Here is a 17,242-nt window from a genome sequence, read left to right on the forward strand (position 1 = left end):
CCAATGAAAAGCATTGATAACGGGACCGACGCTCCATCGCAATTCGAAGGGCTATTCGCGACGAGAAGGCCCCCCTACGATGATTTTCAGAGTAATAACATCCCAAATTGCCTAAGCCTTGGCGGCGGCCACGGAACCACCGTCCACCCCAAGGCATAGCGTAAAGCCAGCATTGTTTTCCATCCCTCTTCTTAACTTAAGGAACAAGTCCATGTCACAGCATCCCAACACCAGTCAATTTACTCAACTGTCCCTGGGCCTGCCCGGATTCGACTATCAGGATCTGCACGACGCTCAGCGCTTGCAAGACCTGATGACGACGTTCGACGATTCGGTCAAGCAGCACGCCCCCGAGCTGTTCGCGGAGCTTAGCGCCTACCGCGCCTGCGGCGGCGAAGGCATGAAGCCCGAAGCCGTGTCGGAACTTTTAGTTAAATTGGCGCCTTTGGTTGGTACCTTCGTGGCTCGCTTGTTCAATGTAACCGATGTACGCGAGCAACAAATCGGCAAAATCGGCGACGAATTCGACAGCATCTTCGTCTACCGCACCGAAATCGTCGGCAAATTGGCCAGCCGTTTCAAAGGCCAAACATGCGACGGCTGGAACTTAACCGAATTACAAGGGCAGTTGGAAGCTTTAATAAGCGCAACCGCCAAACAAACCGTGTTCGCCCAAGACCCTGAACTTGCCGTCGCGCAACTGGGCGCCGAATTGTGGCAGTTGTCGCAGCAAGCCGAGCTAAGCGAAGCGGACGTAGCCGTACTCAAAAGTCGCATAGCCGAATTTCCGGCCCTGAATGTCAACTACGACAGCGCTAGCAGCTTGATCGGCGGCTTGCTGGACATCGTCTGGCGCTGGAGTTTCGCCGCCAAACAAGCCCCGGAATTACAAGCCTTAGTCAAAAAATGGCTCAGTTTTAAAATTGCCGAGAAGACCGATTTGGACAACTTGGTCCATCACGACTCGGTTGAACAGTCCGGCTACCGGGTATGGGCTTGCGGCGAACACGAACACCGGCGCCGCGACGGTTTCGCCTTGACCGATAAACGCTTCAATCAGCGCCAAACCTTGTACGAAGTCGACCATTGCATTTATTGCCACGACCGCGACAACGACTCCTGTTCCAAAGGCATCAAAAACAAAAAAGACGGCACGTTCAAAGCCAATCATCTGGGCTCGTTGATGACCGGTTGCCCGCTGCAGGAAAAAATCTCCGAAATGCACTTGGTCAAGCGTCAGGGCGACAACATCGGCGCGCTGGCGATGATCATCATCGACAACCCGATGTGCCCCGGCACCGGCCACAGGATTTGCAACGACTGCATGCGCGGCTGTATCTATCAAAAAACCGAGGCAGTCAACATTCCGCAAATCGAGACCAACGTCCTGACCGACGTGTTGTTCATGCCGTGGGGATTCGAAATTTACAGCCTGTTGACCCGCTGGAACCCCCTAAACGTCAAACGCCCGGTCGCCTTGCCTTACAACGGCAAAAACGTGCTGATCGCCGGCATGGGACCGGCCGGCTACACCCTGGCCCATTACCTGTTGAACGAAGGCTTCGGCGTGGTCGGCATAGACGGCCTGAAAATAGAACCGCTACCCCTGCATTTGACCGGCGACCGCAACAACGCCCCAATGCCGATTTTGGACTTTAAGGAGCTGTACGACGATCTGGACAAACGCATCATGCTGGGCTTCGGCGGCGTGGCCGAGTACGGCATCACCGTGCGCTGGGATAAAAACTTTCTAAAAGTCATTTACCTGACCTTGCTGCGCCGCAATGCGTTTAAATGTTACGGCGGCGTGCGTTTCGGCGGCACCGTCAGCATAGACGAGGCCTGGGAGTTGGGTTTCGACCATATCGCCATCGCTAGCGGCGCCGGCAAACCGACGGTCATCGATCTGAAAAACAACATGATCCGCGGCATTCGCAAAGCTTCGGACTTTTTGATGGGCTTGCAATTGACCGGCGCGGCCAAAGAAACCTCGCTGGCCAACCTGCAAGTCCGGATGCCGTGCGGCGTCATCGGCGGCGGCCTGACCGCTATCGACACCGCCACCGAATTGTTGGCCTATTATCCGTTGCAAGTCAGCAAAATCACCAAGCGCTACGACAAACTGGTCGCGCAATACGGTGAAACCGAAGTACGCAGCCGTTACGACGCCGAAGAACTGGAAATCCTGGAAGAATTTTTAGCGCACGGCCGCATCATAGAAGCCGAACGCACCCGCGCCGCCGCAGCCGGCGAAACCCCGGATTTTCTGCCGTTTTTGAAACAGTGGGGCGGCGTCACCCTGTTTTACCGCAAAGGCATCAAAGACTCGCCCGCTTACCGGCAAAACCACGAGGAAATCCACGAAGCCCTGTCGGAAGGCATTTATCTGGCCGAAGGCATGAGCCCCTTGGAAGCCGTCGAAGACCCATACGGCCATCTAAAGGCAGTCCGCTTCGAAAAACTGGAATTACAAGACGGCAAATGGCGTAAAACCGACGAAGTCGAGGTCGGCTTGCGCGGCTTGTTCATTGCCGCCGGCACCGCGCCCAACACGATTTACCAAAGCGAACACCCGCGCACCTTCCAAATGGAAGGCAAATTCTACAAACGCCACGAACCGGAATGGCTGGACGGCAAAGCGGCATTGGTAGCGATGGCCGACGAAGCCCAGGTAAAAGTCGGCAAACCGGCGCCTTTTACCTCGTATTGCAGCGAAGGCCGCTACATCAGTTTCTACGGCGACAACCACCCGGTTTATGCCGGCAACGTGGTAAAAGCCATGGCTAGCGCCAAAGACGGCTATCCCTATGTGGTAAAGCTGTTTGCTGACGAATTGGCCGCGCTGGACCCGGCCGAACAAAACGAACGCAACGCCCGATTGCACGCTTTGCAAGACTCGCTGGACGGTTATTTCAAAGCCCACGTGGTTGAAGTCAACCGCTTGACCCCAACCATCATCGAAGTCGTGATCAAAGCGCCGGCAGCCGCCAAAAATTTCGAGCCCGGCCAGTTTTACCGGGTACAAAACTTCGAATCCCTGGCTCCCGTGGTCGAGGGCACCGCCTTGGCCGCCGAGGGCTTGGCCCTGACCGGCGCCTGGGTGGATAAAGAACGGGGCTTGGTGTCCTTGATCGCCTTGGAAATGGGCAGTTCCAGCCGCTTGTGCGCCACCTGGAAGGCCGGCGACCCTTTGGTATTGATGGGCGTCACCGGCGCACCGACCGAGATCCCCACCGGCAAAACCGTACTGTTGTTGGGCGGCGGCTTGGGTAACGCAGTGCTGTTCTCCATCGGTAAAGCCATGCGCGCAGCCGGCAACAAAGTGCTGTATTTCGCCGGCTATCGCAACCGTGCCGATTTGTTCAAAGTCGCCGAAATCGAGGAAGCCTCGGACGTCATCGTCTGGGCCGTCGATAATCGCCCCGGTAACGAAGCGATTCCGGTCACCCGCCCACAGGATAAAACCTTCGTCGGCAACATCGTCGAGGCCATGATCGCATACGCCGAGGGCCAGCTGGGCGAAACCCAAGTTCGGCTGCAAGACGTGGAACATTTGATCGTCATAGGCTCGGACAAAATGATGGCCGCCGTCAAAGCGGCCCGTTTCGGCGTGCTAAAACCCTATCTCAAGGAAGGCCACGAAGCGGTAGGCTCGATCAACTCGCCGATGCAATGCATGATGAAAGGGGTTTGCGCGCAATGTATGTGTAAGCACGTCGATCCGGACAGCGGCGAAGAAAGTTTCATGTACTCTTGCTACAACCAGGACCAAGCGCTGGACTACGTCGACTTTCCAAATCTGGCCGCCCGCTTGCGGCAAAATACCGTGCAGGAAAAACTATCATCCTTGTGGTTGACTTACTTGCTGGAGCAAGCCTGATCAACCTATCGGTAAGCGCTACTAACGGCGCCGAGCACCGAGCACCGGCAGCGAACTATACTGTCCGGTAAGTGCCTAAGGCAGTTGCGGAACCTAGAGGTATCGCAACTGCCTTATTGCTTTGATGATATAACTCTTATCTCGATGAAGGGCTTATGAAGCTCGACGTATTTTTGTCTTTATTCAGTTTGATGTTAATTTCGCTGGCGGTTTTCATGCTGTCGAAAAAACTCAAGCTACCTTACACCGTGTTGCTGGTGATCGCCGGCTCGCTGCTGGTTCCGTTGTCTCATATCGAATTATTTTCATTCATTACCAGTTTCGAGCTCACGCCGGAATTGTTGTTTTTCGTGTTTTTGCCGATCTTGATTTTCGAATCGGCCTACAACATGAATATCCGCCACGTCACCGAAAACATCTACTCGATCGGCTTGTTGGCAGTCGTCGGGCTACTCGTATCCACCCTGTTCATCGGCATCGCCGGCTTTTACGCCTTCGAAACGGCTGGATTCGACGTCCCCATGCTGGTATTGCTGTTGTTCGGCGCCATCATTTCGTCGACCGACCCGGTAGCCGTCCTCGCCTTGTTTAAGGAGTACGGCGCTCCGCAACGGCTAACCCTGATATTCGAAGGGGAAAGCTTGTTTAACGACGCCACCGGTTTCGCCGCTTTTTTAGTGACCCTGGATTTGATGCTCAAAGGCTTCCACGGCTTCGACTCCGTATGGACGGCCTTGTTTTCCTTTTCCACCATGTTGTTGGGCGGCATTCTGTTTGGCCTGATCATGGGCTTTTTGTTCGCAAAATTGATCGAACGCGTCCACGGTAACGAGCACCTGGAAATCACGCTGACGCTGCTAGTCGCCCATTTCACCTTCATACTGACCGAAGTCATTTCCGAACATCTGCAAATTGCCGGTCAGGAAATCCGCTTGTCGTCCATCATCGCTACCTTGACCGCATCCATGGTCATCGGCAATTTCGGCCGCTACAAAATGTCCGCCGACGTCGAAGAATACATGGAGAAGTTCTGGAGTTACTTCGCTTTCGTCACCAACTCCCTGGTATTCATTTTGATGGGCTTGCTGTTCGCCGACTTGGCGATCGACTTGAATATCGCCTTACTGCCTATTTTATTAGGTATCGCCACCGTCGTCGTCGGCCGGGCTGTTTCGGTATACCCCTTGCTTTGGTTGTTGAACCGGACCGGTAAAGAACGACCGATTCCCAGCAACTGGATGCATCTACTCGCCTGGGGAAGCTTACGCGGTTCATTGGCGGTAATCATGGTGCTGTTGATTCCCGACGATTTGACCGTGTCCGGCTGGCACTTCAACTTCAGCGTCAAAGACTTTGTCGCCGCGGTGACCATAGGCAGCATTTATTTCACCCTGCTGGTCAAAGCCACCACGATAGGCAAAGTCATGCGCGCCCTAGGCATCGATGCTTTAACCCCTATGGAGCAGGTGGGCTATCACAAGAGTAAGGCGCAAATTTACGACAAGTCGCTGGATAAATTGGAAGAACTGTTGCAAGACCAGCAACTGACCCCTAAGCAATACGAAAAACTGAAAAGCCGCTACCAAAGCTTGTACCAAATCGCTTGCCTGGAGTGCAAAAACGCCATCGGCGAGTCCGATACCTTAATTGAAGATATGTTGCGCACCTATGCCTTGGGCGTAGAAAAAGAAGCGCTTAAAGACATATTTCTGCGCGGCGAAATCGAGGAAAAAACCTATAAAAAAATCAGCAACATGCTGAGCATACAAACCGAGCGCATCAAACGCGGTCAGCAACAAGTCCATTCTATCGACGAAAACTTCCCTATCGACAGCTTGGACCGTTTTGTATCCATTGTCAGCCACCTAGTATTTTGGCGCGATTATCAAGTCAAACCGGAGGAAATTTACCGTTACTATCGCGCTTTGAAAAAAATCAGCAACGAAGTGCTGAAGGAGTTGGACGCGGTGGAAAACTCCAGCCTTAGAGAAGTATTCGACGACAAAGCCGCGTTAGAAAACCTGCGCAATCTATTCCGCGCTATCCGCGACAATACCCATGAAAAAATGGAAGCGGTTATTCGTGAAAACGAAGAAATTTTAAGCCGCTTGAACGAAGCCACTACCCTGCAATCTTTATCGGTTTTAAGGGAAGAAACCTTGGAAAAATTGCACAAAAACGAAATCATCACCAGCAAGCTGTATATTCTATTAAAGCACGAACTGGAGCAAAGCGGCCTTTAATCCCCCGTTTTGCCTCAAGTCGGGCGATGAACCGGCTTGAGGCAAAAAGCCGCCCTCTTCCCCGAATCCGAACGCCGTCATCCGCCGCGCCCGGCCGGTCAATAGAACTAAGAAGCTAGACAGTTAGCTTAAACGCCGCCTCGAAACCGGCCGATAATAAACAAACGATTTTGCCGAAATTTAAAAAAAATCGCCCTTAGGGCGTGTCACCCAACCTTAACACACAGAATCCATCTTTTTTCTTGGACTATCGATATTGCTATGTATAATTAACCCTGATTTAGCTCGGTAATCGTTGTCGCTACAGATGTGCCTACTTCTACCTGCTTTATTCAACACCCGTAACAACCCGCCGGCGACGGCAATTTTGTAAAAGAGAGATTTATGTCAGCACAAGTAGAAGGTAAAGTGAAATGGTTCAACGATGAAAAAGGCTTCGGCTTCATCGAACAAGACGGCGGCAAAGACGTATTCGTTCATTTCAGCGCCATTAACGGCTCAGGCCGTAAAACCTTGAAAGAAGGCCAAAAAGTGACCATGGAAGTGACTAACGGTCAAAAAGGCCTGCAAGCCGAAAACGTTACCCCGCTGTAATCGCTTCGCCTTGTAATTTCTGAGCCACTGCGGCTAATAGCCGCAGTGGCCAAGCTACTGGTCCTGCCCCTCGCACTGCAGGTTCAGCAAACTTAAACCATGGGCTGTTGACTGAGGCGATGCCTGCGCCTTATTGACGGTCGGGATTTTGCTGCTGACGTATTGAGCAGAGCGCGGCTTTTTTTGCCCCCTCTTTACTTAAGGGGGCAAAATCTAAGGTGCTAACCACACTACAAGTTCTTCGCGCCATTCGCCCTGTCGTGGCGACCATACCGGAAAAGCGTTAACGACATCCGCACAGACTAATCGGCGCACAATCTGGCCCACAAGTCGTATTCGTCCGCGTCTTCAATTTGCACCCTAACAAAATCACCCACCTGCAAATGGGTAGCTCCATCGATGAATACCTGACCGTCGATTTCAGGCGCATCGCTCCTGCTGCGCGCGACCGCACCTTCTTCCACTACTTCGTCGACTAACACCGTCTCTATTTTGCCGATTCGTCTCAGCAATCGCGCGGCACTGATTTGCGCTTGATGTTGCATGAAGCGCTCCAAACGCTGTTGCTTGACGTCTTCGGCTACAGCACCGGGCAATGCGTTAGCCGCCGCGCCTTTCACCGGTGAATAAGCAAAACATCCCACTCTATCCAACTGCGCTTCGGACAGAAACTGCAGCAACTCCTCAAAATCCTGTTCGGTTTCCCCCGGAAAACCGACGATGAAAGTACTGCGTATGGTCAAATCGGGGCAAACTTGTCGCCAAGCACGAATCCGTTCCAAATTGTTTTCAGCCGCCGCCGGCCGGCGCATCGCTTTCAACACCCGGGAGTTAGCGTGCTGAAAAGGAATATCCAAATACGGCAAGATTTTTCTGTCCGCCATCAGCGGAATCACCTCGTCGACATGGGGATAGGGATAAACGTAATGCATCCGCACCCAAATGCCCAATTCACCCAAAGCCGCAGCCAGATCGTAAAAACGGGTTTGCCGTTCCAGTCCGCGCCAGATAGCAGGTTGATACTTCAAATCCAATCCGTAAGCACTGGTATCTTGCGAAACGATCAGCAACTCTTTAACACCCGCATTCGCCAGATTTTCGGCCTCTTGCATCACACCGTCGATAGGCCGGCTAAGCAAGTCGCCGCGCATGGAGGGAATGATGCAGAACGTGCAACGGTGATTGCAACCTTCGGAAATTTTAAGATAGGCATAGTGCTTAGGGGTTAATTTAATGCCTTGCGGCGGCAGCAAATCCATAAAAGGGTTATGTGCCGGCGGCAAATGCTGATGAACCGCATCGACCACTTCCTCGGTAGCGTGCGCCCCTGTAATTTTCAAAACCTGCGGATGTCTGGCCAAAATTTCATCTTGACGCGCGCCCAAACACCCGGTGACGATGACTTTGCCGTTTTCGGCCAAGGCTTCGCCTATGCTATCCAAGGATTCCTCGACCGCCGCGTCTATAAATCCGCAGGTATTGACGATAACCAAATCCGAGTCTTTATAGTTAGGCGCAATCGAATAGCCCTCGCTACGCAACCGGGTCAATATCTGTTCGCTATCGACCAAGGCTTTTGGACAACCCAAACTAATAAAACCTACGCGCGGATTCCTCATTCGTGACTCTCAAAAAAGTTATAGGGGCTAAAGACAGGTTGGCGGCTTCGGCAAACCCGCCAATTTACAAGCATATTTCAGCGGCCCTTGCGGAAACAGTGTTTGCAGGTAGCGACTCGCCGCTTTTTCGTCGCCCAATTGTTTGCGGATTGCCGCGGCGAACATGCGCGCATTGGGAAGATGTTTGAATTGGCTGTAATAGTTGCGGATGAAATACAGGATTTCCCAATGTTCCTCGCCGATTTCAATGCCGTCCGCGCAAGCCAGCGCCTCGGCTACTTGACGATTCCAGGCGCTGCAATCGCGCAAGAAGCCATCATCGGTCGTTTCCAAACTTAGGCCATCGACTATCAACACCATGTGGCAATCACCGGATTTTGTTCCGTCAGTACCACCAACTCGCCGTAATCTATGGCCTCAACGCCGGTCAACAATTGATCTAAAGCGATACCGTTAACCGTTAACCAATCTTGTAAGGCATAAATCCGGCATGTCAATCCTAACAAATGCAAAACTTTTGGATTATCGGCATGTCCCCGGAAAGCGGCCCAAACCGCGCTGCCTTGCAATAACACATCGTCTCCGGCTGCAACGCGCAGCATCACCTCATCGGACAATGACGCCTGTGCCAGCAAATGCAGCATGACTATTCGACGTGGGTCAATTTCAAACCCGCAATACCGACAACAATCAGCAAGATAGAAGCCAACCGGATCCAATCGGCGGACTCTTTGAACATCACTATACCGATTACGGCAACTCCGACCGCCCCCATCCCCGTCCAAACCGCATAAGCAGTACCCAACGGCAAGCTTTTAAGAGAAAGCATCAACAAATAAAAGCTGCCCGCCCCGGAAAAACAAGTCAAAACGCTAGGCCATAATTTACTGAAACCTTCGTTATACTTAAGGCTCAACGCGAAGACGATTTCCGAACACCCCGCACTGAACAATAACAACCACCCCATTCGGCTTTCCTAATCATGCAGAAACATCCAGGCTATTTTACAATACCGGGTCTATCAAACCGTAATTTTTAGCCGCCGCCGATGTCCACCGAATCCGATTACGTTGTCAAAAATGCCAAGCTGGTATTCAGCCACTTCAGCGAATTAGTCAGTAGAAAGTGTTTGATCAGCGCACACTTCGGCGATCGAAATACCTCGTTCCTGACGACCATCGTCAACCTGGACAAAAACAACAATAGCCTTAGCCTGGACTGCGGCCCAAACGACAGCATTGATCAGCAATTGCTGGCGTCCGGCAAAGTGCTGTTTCGTACCGAAGTGGAAGGAATCAAAGTCTCCTTCAGCGGCAAAGGCATTAAAAAAACCCGCGAGGACGACGAATGGGTATTATCGATGCCCATTCCGGAAGCGATTTTCTGGATGCAGCGCCGGCAATTTTATCGGGTAAAAATCCCTTTATCCCATACGGAAAGTTATTGCCGTCTCAAACTGGTTACATCTAACGAAAACGAGGAAACCGTCGAACAGTCCGTGATATTCCCCTTGTACGACCTCAGCGTCAGCGGGATGGCGTTTTTGAACGCCGATGCTAAGTGGGCCGCCCAACTGCAGCCGGACTGTCGCTTCACCGAATGCGAATTACATTTGCATAACGGCAATCACGGTAACATCAGCTTTGTGATTAAAAACAACGTCGAAACCAAAACCAGTGCGACCACCACCAAAAACCGAATAGGCTGTTTATTCGAAAACGTGCCGACCAGCTTCGAAACCAATATATTGCGTTACATGCAAGAAATCGAAATTCAACAGAAAAATGTCAACCATTAATTAAAACGCCCGTCATTCATCCCGGCGGTTACCCAACCTCCAAACTGCCAACTAATACCCGCAGCGCAACAACCTTTAATGTCTTATACCTCGTTTCCGATCCCGCCCATTCCTCGTAGCAACGAGGCCGTTAGCGCTTGGCAAGGCCACGCCGCCTGCAGCCAATCATTGACACTGGCAAACGCCATCCGCTCCGAAAAACGCTTGTTCGTCGTGATCGCGCCGGATAGTAACTGTGCCCTGCGCTTGGAGCAGGAACTAGGTTTCTTCTTAAACGATTGCATCCCGATATTGCAATTTCCGGATTGGGAAACCTTACCTTACGACGTATTCTCGCCGCTACCGGAAATCATTTCCGACAGGCTACGCACCCTGGCCCTGCTCCCGGAAACCAAGCACGGCGTATTAATCGTCCCCGTCTCTACCTTGATGCACCGGCTGGCACCGCGCGAACACGTGCTGGCGCATACCTTTTCCATTGAAATCAACGGCACGTTAAATCTGGAATTGACCCGCGCGAAATTGGAAGCGGTCGGCTACCAGTGCGTGTCCCAAGTGTATCAACACGGCGAATTTGCGGTGCGCGGCTCGATTATGGACCTGTTTCCCATGGGCTCCAAACAGCCGTATCGCATCGAACTGTTCGACGACGAAGTCGAATCCATTCGCAGCTTCGATCCGGAAACTCAGATGTCGAAAGACAAGATGTCCAAGGTCGAACTATACCCCGCACGCGAGTTTCCGTTTACCGACGACGCCGTCAAACGCTTTCGTCAGGCCTTTCGCGAACAATTTCCCAACGCGTCGGCCAAAAACAATCTCTATCAAGACGTCTCCAAACAAATCGCCCCGGCCGGGATCGAATACTACCTGCCGTTATTCGTCGAACATACCGAATCCATATTCGCCTATTTGCCGCAGTCGGCGTTATTGGTTTTGCCCGGCGAATTCGACACCGCGCTCGACCGATTTTACGCCGAAGCCCAAGAACGTTATCGGCAACGCAACTTCGACGTCGAACGCCCCTTGCTGCCGCCGCAGCGATTGTTCCTGACGACCGCAGAAACCCTTGCGCACACGCAACGTTTCGCCCGCGTCCGTTTCGACACGTCAACGAGCGTCGAAACGGCGGAAGCGCCGCTGCCGAATCTGACCATCGACAACCGACTCAAAGAACCGGCCCACGCCTTACGCCAATTCATCGAAAATTTTTCCGGCAAAATTTTATTCGCGGCCGAAACCGCGGGCTACCGGGAAAGCCTGCTGGACAAGTTAAAAAGCGTAAAACTGACAAGCAAACCGGTACAAAACTGGCAGGAATTCCTACAAAGCGAACACAAAGTCTGCATTACCGTCGCGCCGCTGGAACAAGGCTTGATTCTCCGCGACCCGCCGCTCGCCATTATCGTCGAAAGCCAACTGAGCGGCGAAAAAGCCCAACAACGCAGGCGCCGACAAAAATCGGCATCGCGCAACCTGGAAAACATCTTCAATAACCTGGACGAGCTGAGCATAGGCTCGCCGGTCGTCCACCGGGAACACGGTGTCGGCCGCTATCTAGGGCTACAAACTTTGAACGTCGGCGGTATAGACGCCGAATTTCTAATGCTGGGTTATGCCGGCGGCGACAAAATCTACGTTCCGGTATCGTCGTTGCAATTAATCGGCCGTTACAGCGGCGTCAGCGCGGAAAGCGCGCCTCTGCACAAATTAGGCAGCGAACAATGGAGTAAAGCCAAACAAAAGGCCCTGGAGCGGGCGCGCGACGTCGCGGCCGAACTGCTGGACATTCACGCCAAACGCGCCGCCCGGGAAGGCTACGCGTTCAACATCGACGACGGCGATTACAACGCTTTTTGTGCGGCATTTCCTTTCGAAGAAACGCCGGACCAAATCAGTGCCATCGACGCCATCGTGCAAGATATGGCCTCGCCTCATCCCATGGACCGGGTGGTATGCGGCGACGTCGGCTTTGGCAAAACCGAAGTGGCGATGCGCGCCGCTTTCGTAGCGGTACAAAACGGCAAACAAGTCGCCGTTCTGGTTCCGACCACCTTGCTTGCCCAACAGCATTACCAAAATTTCCGCGACCGCTTTGCGGATTGGCCGATACGCGTAGAAGTCATGTCGCGTTTCGTGACCGCGAAACAGCAAAAATCCATCATAGACGAACTCGCGGCCGGCAAAGTCGACATCATCATAGGCACACATAAGTTGCTGTCCAAGGACTTGCAATACCAGGCATTGGGCCTGGTCATCATCGACGAGGAGCATCGCTTCGGCGTCACCCAGAAAGAGCACTTTAAAAAACTGCGCTGCGAACTGGACTTGTTAACCCTGACCGCCACGCCGATTCCGCGCACCCTCAACATGGCCATGTCCGGCTTGCGCGATATTTCCATTATCGCCACCCCGCCGCCCAATCGGCACGCGATCAAAACATTTATCACCGAATGGATAGATTCCCAAATCCAAGAGGCTTGCCAAAGGGAAATCAAGCGCGGCGGACAAGTATTTTTCTTGCACAACGACGTCAAAACTATGGAAAAAATGGCCGGAGAGCTGGGCGTGTTAGTACCGGAAGCCCGTATCCAAATTGCTCACGGACAAATGGCGGAACGCGAACTGGAGCGCATCATGTTGGACTTTTACCATCAACGCTTCAATTTGCTGATTGCCACCACCATCATCGAAAGCGGCATCGACATCCCCAGCGCCAACACGATTGTCATCAATCGCGCCGACAAACTCGGCTTGGCGCAATTGCACCAACTACGCGGCCGGGTGGGCCGTTCGCACCACCGCGCTTACGCCTACTGTATCGTCCCGCCTAAAACCTTGATGACCGCGGATGCCGTCAAACGCCTGGAAGCCTTTGAAACTTCCGGCGAACTGGGCGCCGGCTTTATGCTGTCTTCACACGACATGGAAATTCGCGGCGCCGGCGAATTGCTGGGCGACGAGCAAAGCGGACAAATGCAGGAAATCGGTTTCACGCTGTACACCGAATTATTGGAGCGCGCCGTCGCTGCATTGCGCTCCGGACGACAACCGGAATTGGAGATTCCGTTAGAACTGGGGCCGGAGGTCGATTTACAAATTGCCGCATTAATTCCGGAAGATTATCTGCCGGATATTCATGCTCGCCTGGTGCTGTACAAGCGCATCGCCAGCGCGGAAACCGAAGAAGACTTGCGTAAATTAAAAATCGAGATGATAGACCGCTTCGGCCTTTTGCCCGATCCGGTCAAGGCATTGTTCGCCGTTACCGAACTTAAACAGCTGGCCGCGCCGCTGGGAATCAAGAAAATCGAAGCGTCCGCCAAAACCGGACGCTTGGTGTTTAGCAGTTCGTCGCATATCGACACCGGCGAGCTGATCTCGCTGATTCAAACCCAAACCGCGCTATACAAATTCGACGGCGCCGATAAGCTACGGTTTAACCGGAGCTTCGACGATCTGGAAAGCAAAGTCGCTTTCCTACAACAATTGCTGTTGCGCCTAACGCCGAAAGATGCACCGTAGCTAAAACAATGGTTTACGTCAAACTCACGGATAATCGCCAAAAGCATCATGAACAGCGCTATGGAAATAAACAAACGCTAAACCAGCCCAGACCGCTAACAAAGCTCTTAATTCGCCTTCGCATAAAATAAATCGACAAAAGCCGATATTTACGCTATTTTCTAGCCGTGCAGAGCATGGCGGACCTAAAGTCGCCTCATATTACAACCTAGCAATGAAGGGTGTACTATGTCCAAATTATTCGGCCTTGGCGTTAGGCGAAACAATCGCACCGGCTTCAGTCTCACCGAATTGATAGCGACTGTGGCAATAGCCTCAATCCTGTTGACATTGGCTTTGCCTAGCCTTAGCGCAATAGTCGTCAACAACCAACTATCCGCAACCGCCAACGAATTTTTGGCGGCTCTGAACCTGGCCCGCAGCGAAGCGATCAAACGCGGTCAATACGTGGTAATGCGCAAGACCGGCAGCGATTGGGAAGACGGCTGGCAGATTTTCATCGACCTCAAACGGGATTCAACGGATAGTAAAAACGCCTTCGACGCCGATAGCGACATCCTGCTAAAAACCTACCCCGGTTTGAACGATGGCTACACCTTGCGCGGCAACAACAGTAGATTTCAATCTTACGTCGGCTATCAACCGAACGGCAGCAGCAACGGCATGGGGAGTTTCGCCCTTTGTAAGAACCAGCAACTGCAAGGCACAAAATTGCTGATCGTCAACCTGGTAGGCCGCCCCAGGATTGCTACGGACAGCGACCGCGACGGCATCCCCGAAAAAGACTCCGGACAGGACATCACTTCATGCATGTCCGGATTTTGACCCGGCAGGTATTTCGTGGCTTGCCGCAAATCTTATACGCTCTGTGTTGAATTTCACATTCCCCGATCCCTGCCTATACTAGCATCTTGATCAGGGGTAGGCGCTTATCCGCTTATCGAACCGGACTCATCGAATTTAGGAGGAAAGACATGCCGATCAGGCAAAGCGGGGTAACTTTGATCGAACTGATGATCGCCGTTGCGGTTGCCTCCGTATTGCTGAGCATGGCTATTCCCAGCTTCAAACAAACCATCGTCGGCAACCGCTTGTCCACCATAAACAATGAATTTTTCGCTGCGCTGAATTTTATCCGGGCCGAAGCCATTAGGAGCGGGCATAAAGCGGCCATTTGCAAAAGCCCGGAAACCACCTCGCCAAGAACCTGCTCGACCTCGGCGAGCGAATATTGGGAACAAGGCTGGATTGCCTATGTGGACAGCAACAACAACGGCAGCTTGGATAGCACCGAAATTCTGAAAGTCTGGCCGGCGCTTCCGAATCAATACACCCTGCGCAGTTCCGCCTTTCCACACATCATCTGGTACGACCCCAGGGGCGCCACGTCCGGCAACGGTAATTTCGCCGCCTGCCATAACAGTGACGAAGAAAGCGCCAAAGCCGTCATTATTACGCCGTTACGGCCCCGTATCGCGGTTGACAATAGCAGCGATACCGACCACATCCCGGAAACCGATAACGGAAACCTTACCAGTTGCGAGTCCCCCTAGTATGCGCCCTGTACATCGCCAACCTCAGCTAGGTTTCTCTTTACTGGAAGTGTTGATCGCCGTATTGATTCTATCCTTCGGCCTGCTTGGCATTGCCGCGCTACAGACCAATGCCCTCAAAAATAACCAAAGCGCCTTTCAACGCAGCCAAGCCACAATGCTGGCGTATTACATGCTGGACGCCATGCGAGCCAACCGCGATGCCGCCATGATTGCGTCTTACAACTTGAGCAAAACCTGTTCCGCCCCCGCCACCGGTTCTTTGATCACAAACGACCAAGCGGCCTGGATTTCCGCCCTTAAAACCAATTTGGGCAACCTGAACAGTACCTGCGGCGAAATTACCTGCAACGTAACCAGCTGCACCGTGAAAGTCTATTGGGACGACAGTCGCGGCCTCGGCGGCGCCAGCACCCAAACCGTGGAAATCAAAACCCGACTATGAATAAAACCTACGTCCCCAACTCCCCCCAAGCGGGATTCAGTTTGATCGAGCTAATGATCGCGATGATGCTGGGCCTGTTTTTGATCGGCGGCGTCGTCAGCGTGTTTTTATCCAATCGGGCGGTTTATCGGCAAAACGAGAACCTGTCTCGCATGCAGGAAAGCGCCCGCTATGCCTTCGAAGTGATTGCCCGCGATTTGCGCGAAGCCGGCGGCATTCCGTGCGGTAGCAATTTGCCGACCGGCAACGTGTTGAACGATGCCGACACCACCTGGTGGGCCAACTGGGGCGAAGGTCTGCACGGTTACGAAGGCACGGAGACCCTGCCCGCCAAAGCCATCGGCACCGCAACCGCTTCCAGAGTCTCGGGCACCGACGCGGTGTCCATTTTGAGCGGCACGGCGTACAACGGCACCACGGTGACCGACCATAATCCGACCGCCGCCGAATTCAAAGTCAATACCACGGCACACGAGATCGTCGACGGCGACGTATTGATGGTTTGCGACTTCAAACAAGCCGCCATCTTTCAAACCACCAACGCCAACGACAGCAATGTCACCATCGTCCACAATACCGGTGGCTCGCAAGCCCCCGCTAACTGCAGCAAAGGCCTGGGCTATCCCACCATCTGCACTACCAACGGCGAGGAATATTCTTTCGAAGACGGCGGCATCCTGACCAAACTATCCTCCAATGCCTGGTATATCGGCTACAACAGCCGCGGCGGCAAATCGTTGTATCGGGTCAAAATGTACAACAGCGGCGGCAACGCCGCGACCCAAGCCGACGAAGTGGCGGAAGGCATTACCGATATGCAGCTGCAATACTTAGCCAAAGACGCCAGCGGCAACTTGGCAAGTAATTACGTTGACGCCACCAGCATTACCACCTGGACCCGAGTCGTCGCGATACGGCTGATATTTACCTTGCAATCGCTGGAAAACGTCGCCACCGGCACGGCGCAACCGTTAACGCGCACCTGGAACGCCACCATCACCATCAGGAACCGGCAGTCATGAGCTCCCTACCTGCCTTAGCCCGGCAACAACGCGGCGTCGCCCTGTTTGTTTCCCTGATGCTGCTGATCGTCACCACGCTGTTAGGCGTAGCCGGCATCCGCTCGGTCAGCCTGGAAGAAAAAATGGCCGCCAACAGCTTCGACCGAAATCTGGCCTTTCAAGCCGCCGAAGCCGCCTTGCGGGAAGCGGAAAAGTACGCGGAAGACAATAAACCTACGCCATCTTATACCGATAGCACCGCCAACAGCTGCCCCACCAACCCGAATGTCATCAACAACTGCACTAACGGCATCTGCCCGAAAGCCGACAGCGATTGTACCCCGCGTTGGGAAAGCGCGTCCGGTTTTACCGGCTGGACCAATGCCAGCGCCAGCTTGGGAACCCTGGCAGGCAACGCCCCCCAATATTTTATCGAATACTTGGGTAGCGAATTTCAATGCACCGACGGCGGCGCCTCCGATCCCAAGAACTGTAAACGTTACCGAATTACCGCGCGCAGCAATCCGGGAACAGGGCGGGCCACCGTCATGCTCCAGTCGATTTACGCCACCAACTAACGCTGG

The 17,242-nt window shown here is 53.2% G+C and carries 14 protein-coding genes; 10 read left to right on the plus strand and 4 right to left on the minus strand.

What is annotated here, in order from left to right; genetic code table 11:
- Positions 1-211: 211 nt before the first annotated feature.
- The 3 genes from AB0A83_RS17660 to AB0A83_RS17670 all read left to right on the plus strand — a co-directional run bounded on the left by AB0A83_RS17660 (position 212) and on the right by AB0A83_RS17670 (position 6,717).
- Positions 212-3,880: a pyridine nucleotide-disulfide oxidoreductase gene (locus AB0A83_RS17660; RefSeq protein WP_367154851.1), complete on the plus strand. Its 3,669-nt coding sequence runs from the start codon at positions 212-214 to the stop codon at positions 3,878-3,880.
- A 155-nt stretch (positions 3,881-4,035) separates the two neighbouring features.
- Entirely contained in the window at positions 4,036-6,123 is a 2,088-nt protein-coding gene (locus tag AB0A83_RS17665) for a sodium:proton antiporter (protein WP_150050672.1), read from the plus strand.
- Between the two features lie 384 nt (positions 6,124-6,507).
- Positions 6,508-6,717, plus strand: coding sequence for a cold-shock protein (locus AB0A83_RS17670; RefSeq protein ID WP_150050674.1), 210 nt, complete (start codon positions 6,508-6,510; stop codon positions 6,715-6,717).
- 302 nt (positions 6,718-7,019) lie between these two features.
- On the opposite strand, the gene rimO is transcribed toward AB0A83_RS17670, so the two are convergent.
- Genes rimO through AB0A83_RS17690 form a run of 4 tightly spaced genes read right to left on the minus strand, consistent with a single transcriptional unit; the run spans position 7,020 to position 9,303 of the window.
- Complete coding sequence (gene rimO, locus AB0A83_RS17675) at positions 7,020-8,336, minus strand: 30S ribosomal protein S12 methylthiotransferase RimO (protein ID WP_150050676.1); 1,317 nt, start codon at positions 8,334-8,336, stop codon at positions 7,020-7,022.
- Between the two features lie 27 nt (positions 8,337-8,363).
- The gene (locus tag AB0A83_RS17680; RefSeq protein ID WP_150050678.1) at positions 8,364-8,696 is read right to left on the minus strand and encodes a TusE/DsrC/DsvC family sulfur relay protein; all 333 of its coding nucleotides are present in this window, start codon (positions 8,694-8,696) and stop codon (positions 8,364-8,366) included.
- Positions 8,687-8,980, minus strand: a complete 294-nt coding sequence (locus AB0A83_RS17685; protein WP_150050680.1) for a DsrH/TusB family sulfur metabolism protein — start codon at positions 8,978-8,980, stop codon at positions 8,687-8,689. The genes AB0A83_RS17680 and AB0A83_RS17685 overlap by 10 nt, the downstream gene beginning before the upstream one ends.
- Before the next feature lie 2 nt (positions 8,981-8,982).
- Entirely contained in the window at positions 8,983-9,303 is a 321-nt protein-coding gene (locus AB0A83_RS17690; RefSeq protein WP_367154853.1) for a multidrug efflux SMR transporter, read from the minus strand.
- Between the two features lie 81 nt (positions 9,304-9,384).
- Between AB0A83_RS17690 and AB0A83_RS17695 the strand changes: the two genes are divergently transcribed.
- The 7 genes from AB0A83_RS17695 (at position 9,385) to AB0A83_RS17725 (ending at position 17,236) form a co-directional block, all read left to right on the plus strand.
- Complete coding sequence (locus AB0A83_RS17695) at positions 9,385-10,134, plus strand: flagellar brake protein (RefSeq protein ID WP_150050684.1); 750 nt, start codon at positions 9,385-9,387, stop codon at positions 10,132-10,134.
- A 78-nt stretch (positions 10,135-10,212) separates the two neighbouring features.
- Positions 10,213-13,659, plus strand: a complete 3,447-nt coding sequence (mfd, locus tag AB0A83_RS17700; protein ID WP_367154854.1) for a transcription-repair coupling factor — start codon at positions 10,213-10,215, stop codon at positions 13,657-13,659.
- A 228-nt stretch (positions 13,660-13,887) separates the two neighbouring features.
- Positions 13,888-14,484, plus strand: coding sequence for a GspH/FimT family pseudopilin (locus AB0A83_RS17705; protein WP_367154855.1), 597 nt, complete (start codon positions 13,888-13,890; stop codon positions 14,482-14,484).
- 149 nt (positions 14,485-14,633) lie between these two features.
- On the plus strand, positions 14,634-15,212 hold the full coding sequence (locus tag AB0A83_RS17710) for a GspH/FimT family pseudopilin (RefSeq protein WP_150052073.1): 579 nt from the start codon (positions 14,634-14,636) through the stop codon (positions 15,210-15,212).
- Between the two features lies 1 nt (position 15,213).
- A complete protein-coding gene (gene pilV, locus AB0A83_RS17715) occupies positions 15,214-15,657 on the plus strand; it encodes a type IV pilus modification protein PilV (protein ID WP_150050688.1) in 444 nt (147 codons plus the stop codon).
- Entirely contained in the window at positions 15,654-16,679 is a 1,026-nt protein-coding gene (locus AB0A83_RS17720; protein WP_367154856.1) for a PilW family protein, read from the plus strand. Before pilV ends, AB0A83_RS17720 begins: the two co-directional genes overlap by 4 nt.
- Positions 16,676-17,236 carry a PilX N-terminal domain-containing pilus assembly protein gene (locus AB0A83_RS17725; RefSeq protein WP_367154857.1) on the plus strand — a complete coding sequence of 187 codons (561 nt, stop codon included), beginning with the start codon at positions 16,676-16,678 and terminating at the stop codon, positions 17,234-17,236. The genes AB0A83_RS17720 and AB0A83_RS17725 overlap by 4 nt, the downstream gene beginning before the upstream one ends.
- The last annotated feature ends 6 nt before the right edge of the window (positions 17,237-17,242 follow it).

This window comes from Methylomonas sp. HYX-M1 (genome assembly GCF_040741385.1).
Lineage (GTDB): Bacteria > Pseudomonadota > Gammaproteobacteria > Methylococcales > Methylomonadaceae > Methylomonas > Methylomonas rhizoryzae.

Bases quoted from the DNA above. Each gene is read 5' to 3' on its own strand.
- AB0A83_RS17660 (WP_367154851.1), top strand. From the start codon at position 212: ATGTCACAGCATCCCAACACCAGTCAATTTACTCAACTGTCCCTGGGC.
- AB0A83_RS17665 (WP_150050672.1), top strand. From the start codon at position 4,036: ATGAAGCTCGACGTATTTTTGTCTTTATTCAGTTTGATGTTAATTTCG.
- AB0A83_RS17670 (WP_150050674.1), top strand. From the start codon at position 6,508: ATGTCAGCACAAGTAGAAGGTAAAGTGAAATGGTTCAACGATGAAAAA.
- rimO (WP_150050676.1), bottom strand. From the start codon at position 8,336: ATGAGGAATCCGCGCGTAGGTTTTATTAGTTTGGGTTGTCCAAAAGCC.
- AB0A83_RS17680 (WP_150050678.1), bottom strand. From the start codon at position 8,696: ATGGTGTTGATAGTCGATGGCCTAAGTTTGGAAACGACCGATGATGGC.
- AB0A83_RS17685 (WP_150050680.1), bottom strand. From the start codon at position 8,980: ATGCTGCATTTGCTGGCACAGGCGTCATTGTCCGATGAGGTGATGCTG.
- AB0A83_RS17690 (WP_367154853.1), bottom strand. From the start codon at position 9,303: ATGGGGTGGTTGTTATTGTTCAGTGCGGGGTGTTCGGAAATCGTCTTC.
- AB0A83_RS17695 (WP_150050684.1), top strand. From the start codon at position 9,385: ATGTCCACCGAATCCGATTACGTTGTCAAAAATGCCAAGCTGGTATTC.
- mfd (WP_367154854.1), top strand. From the start codon at position 10,213: ATGTCTTATACCTCGTTTCCGATCCCGCCCATTCCTCGTAGCAACGAG.
- AB0A83_RS17705 (WP_367154855.1), top strand. From the start codon at position 13,888: ATGTCCAAATTATTCGGCCTTGGCGTTAGGCGAAACAATCGCACCGGC.
- AB0A83_RS17710 (WP_150052073.1), top strand. From the start codon at position 14,634: ATGCCGATCAGGCAAAGCGGGGTAACTTTGATCGAACTGATGATCGCC.
- pilV (WP_150050688.1), top strand. From the start codon at position 15,214: ATGCGCCCTGTACATCGCCAACCTCAGCTAGGTTTCTCTTTACTGGAA.
- AB0A83_RS17720 (WP_367154856.1), top strand. From the start codon at position 15,654: ATGAATAAAACCTACGTCCCCAACTCCCCCCAAGCGGGATTCAGTTTG.
- AB0A83_RS17725 (WP_367154857.1), top strand. From the start codon at position 16,676: ATGAGCTCCCTACCTGCCTTAGCCCGGCAACAACGCGGCGTCGCCCTG.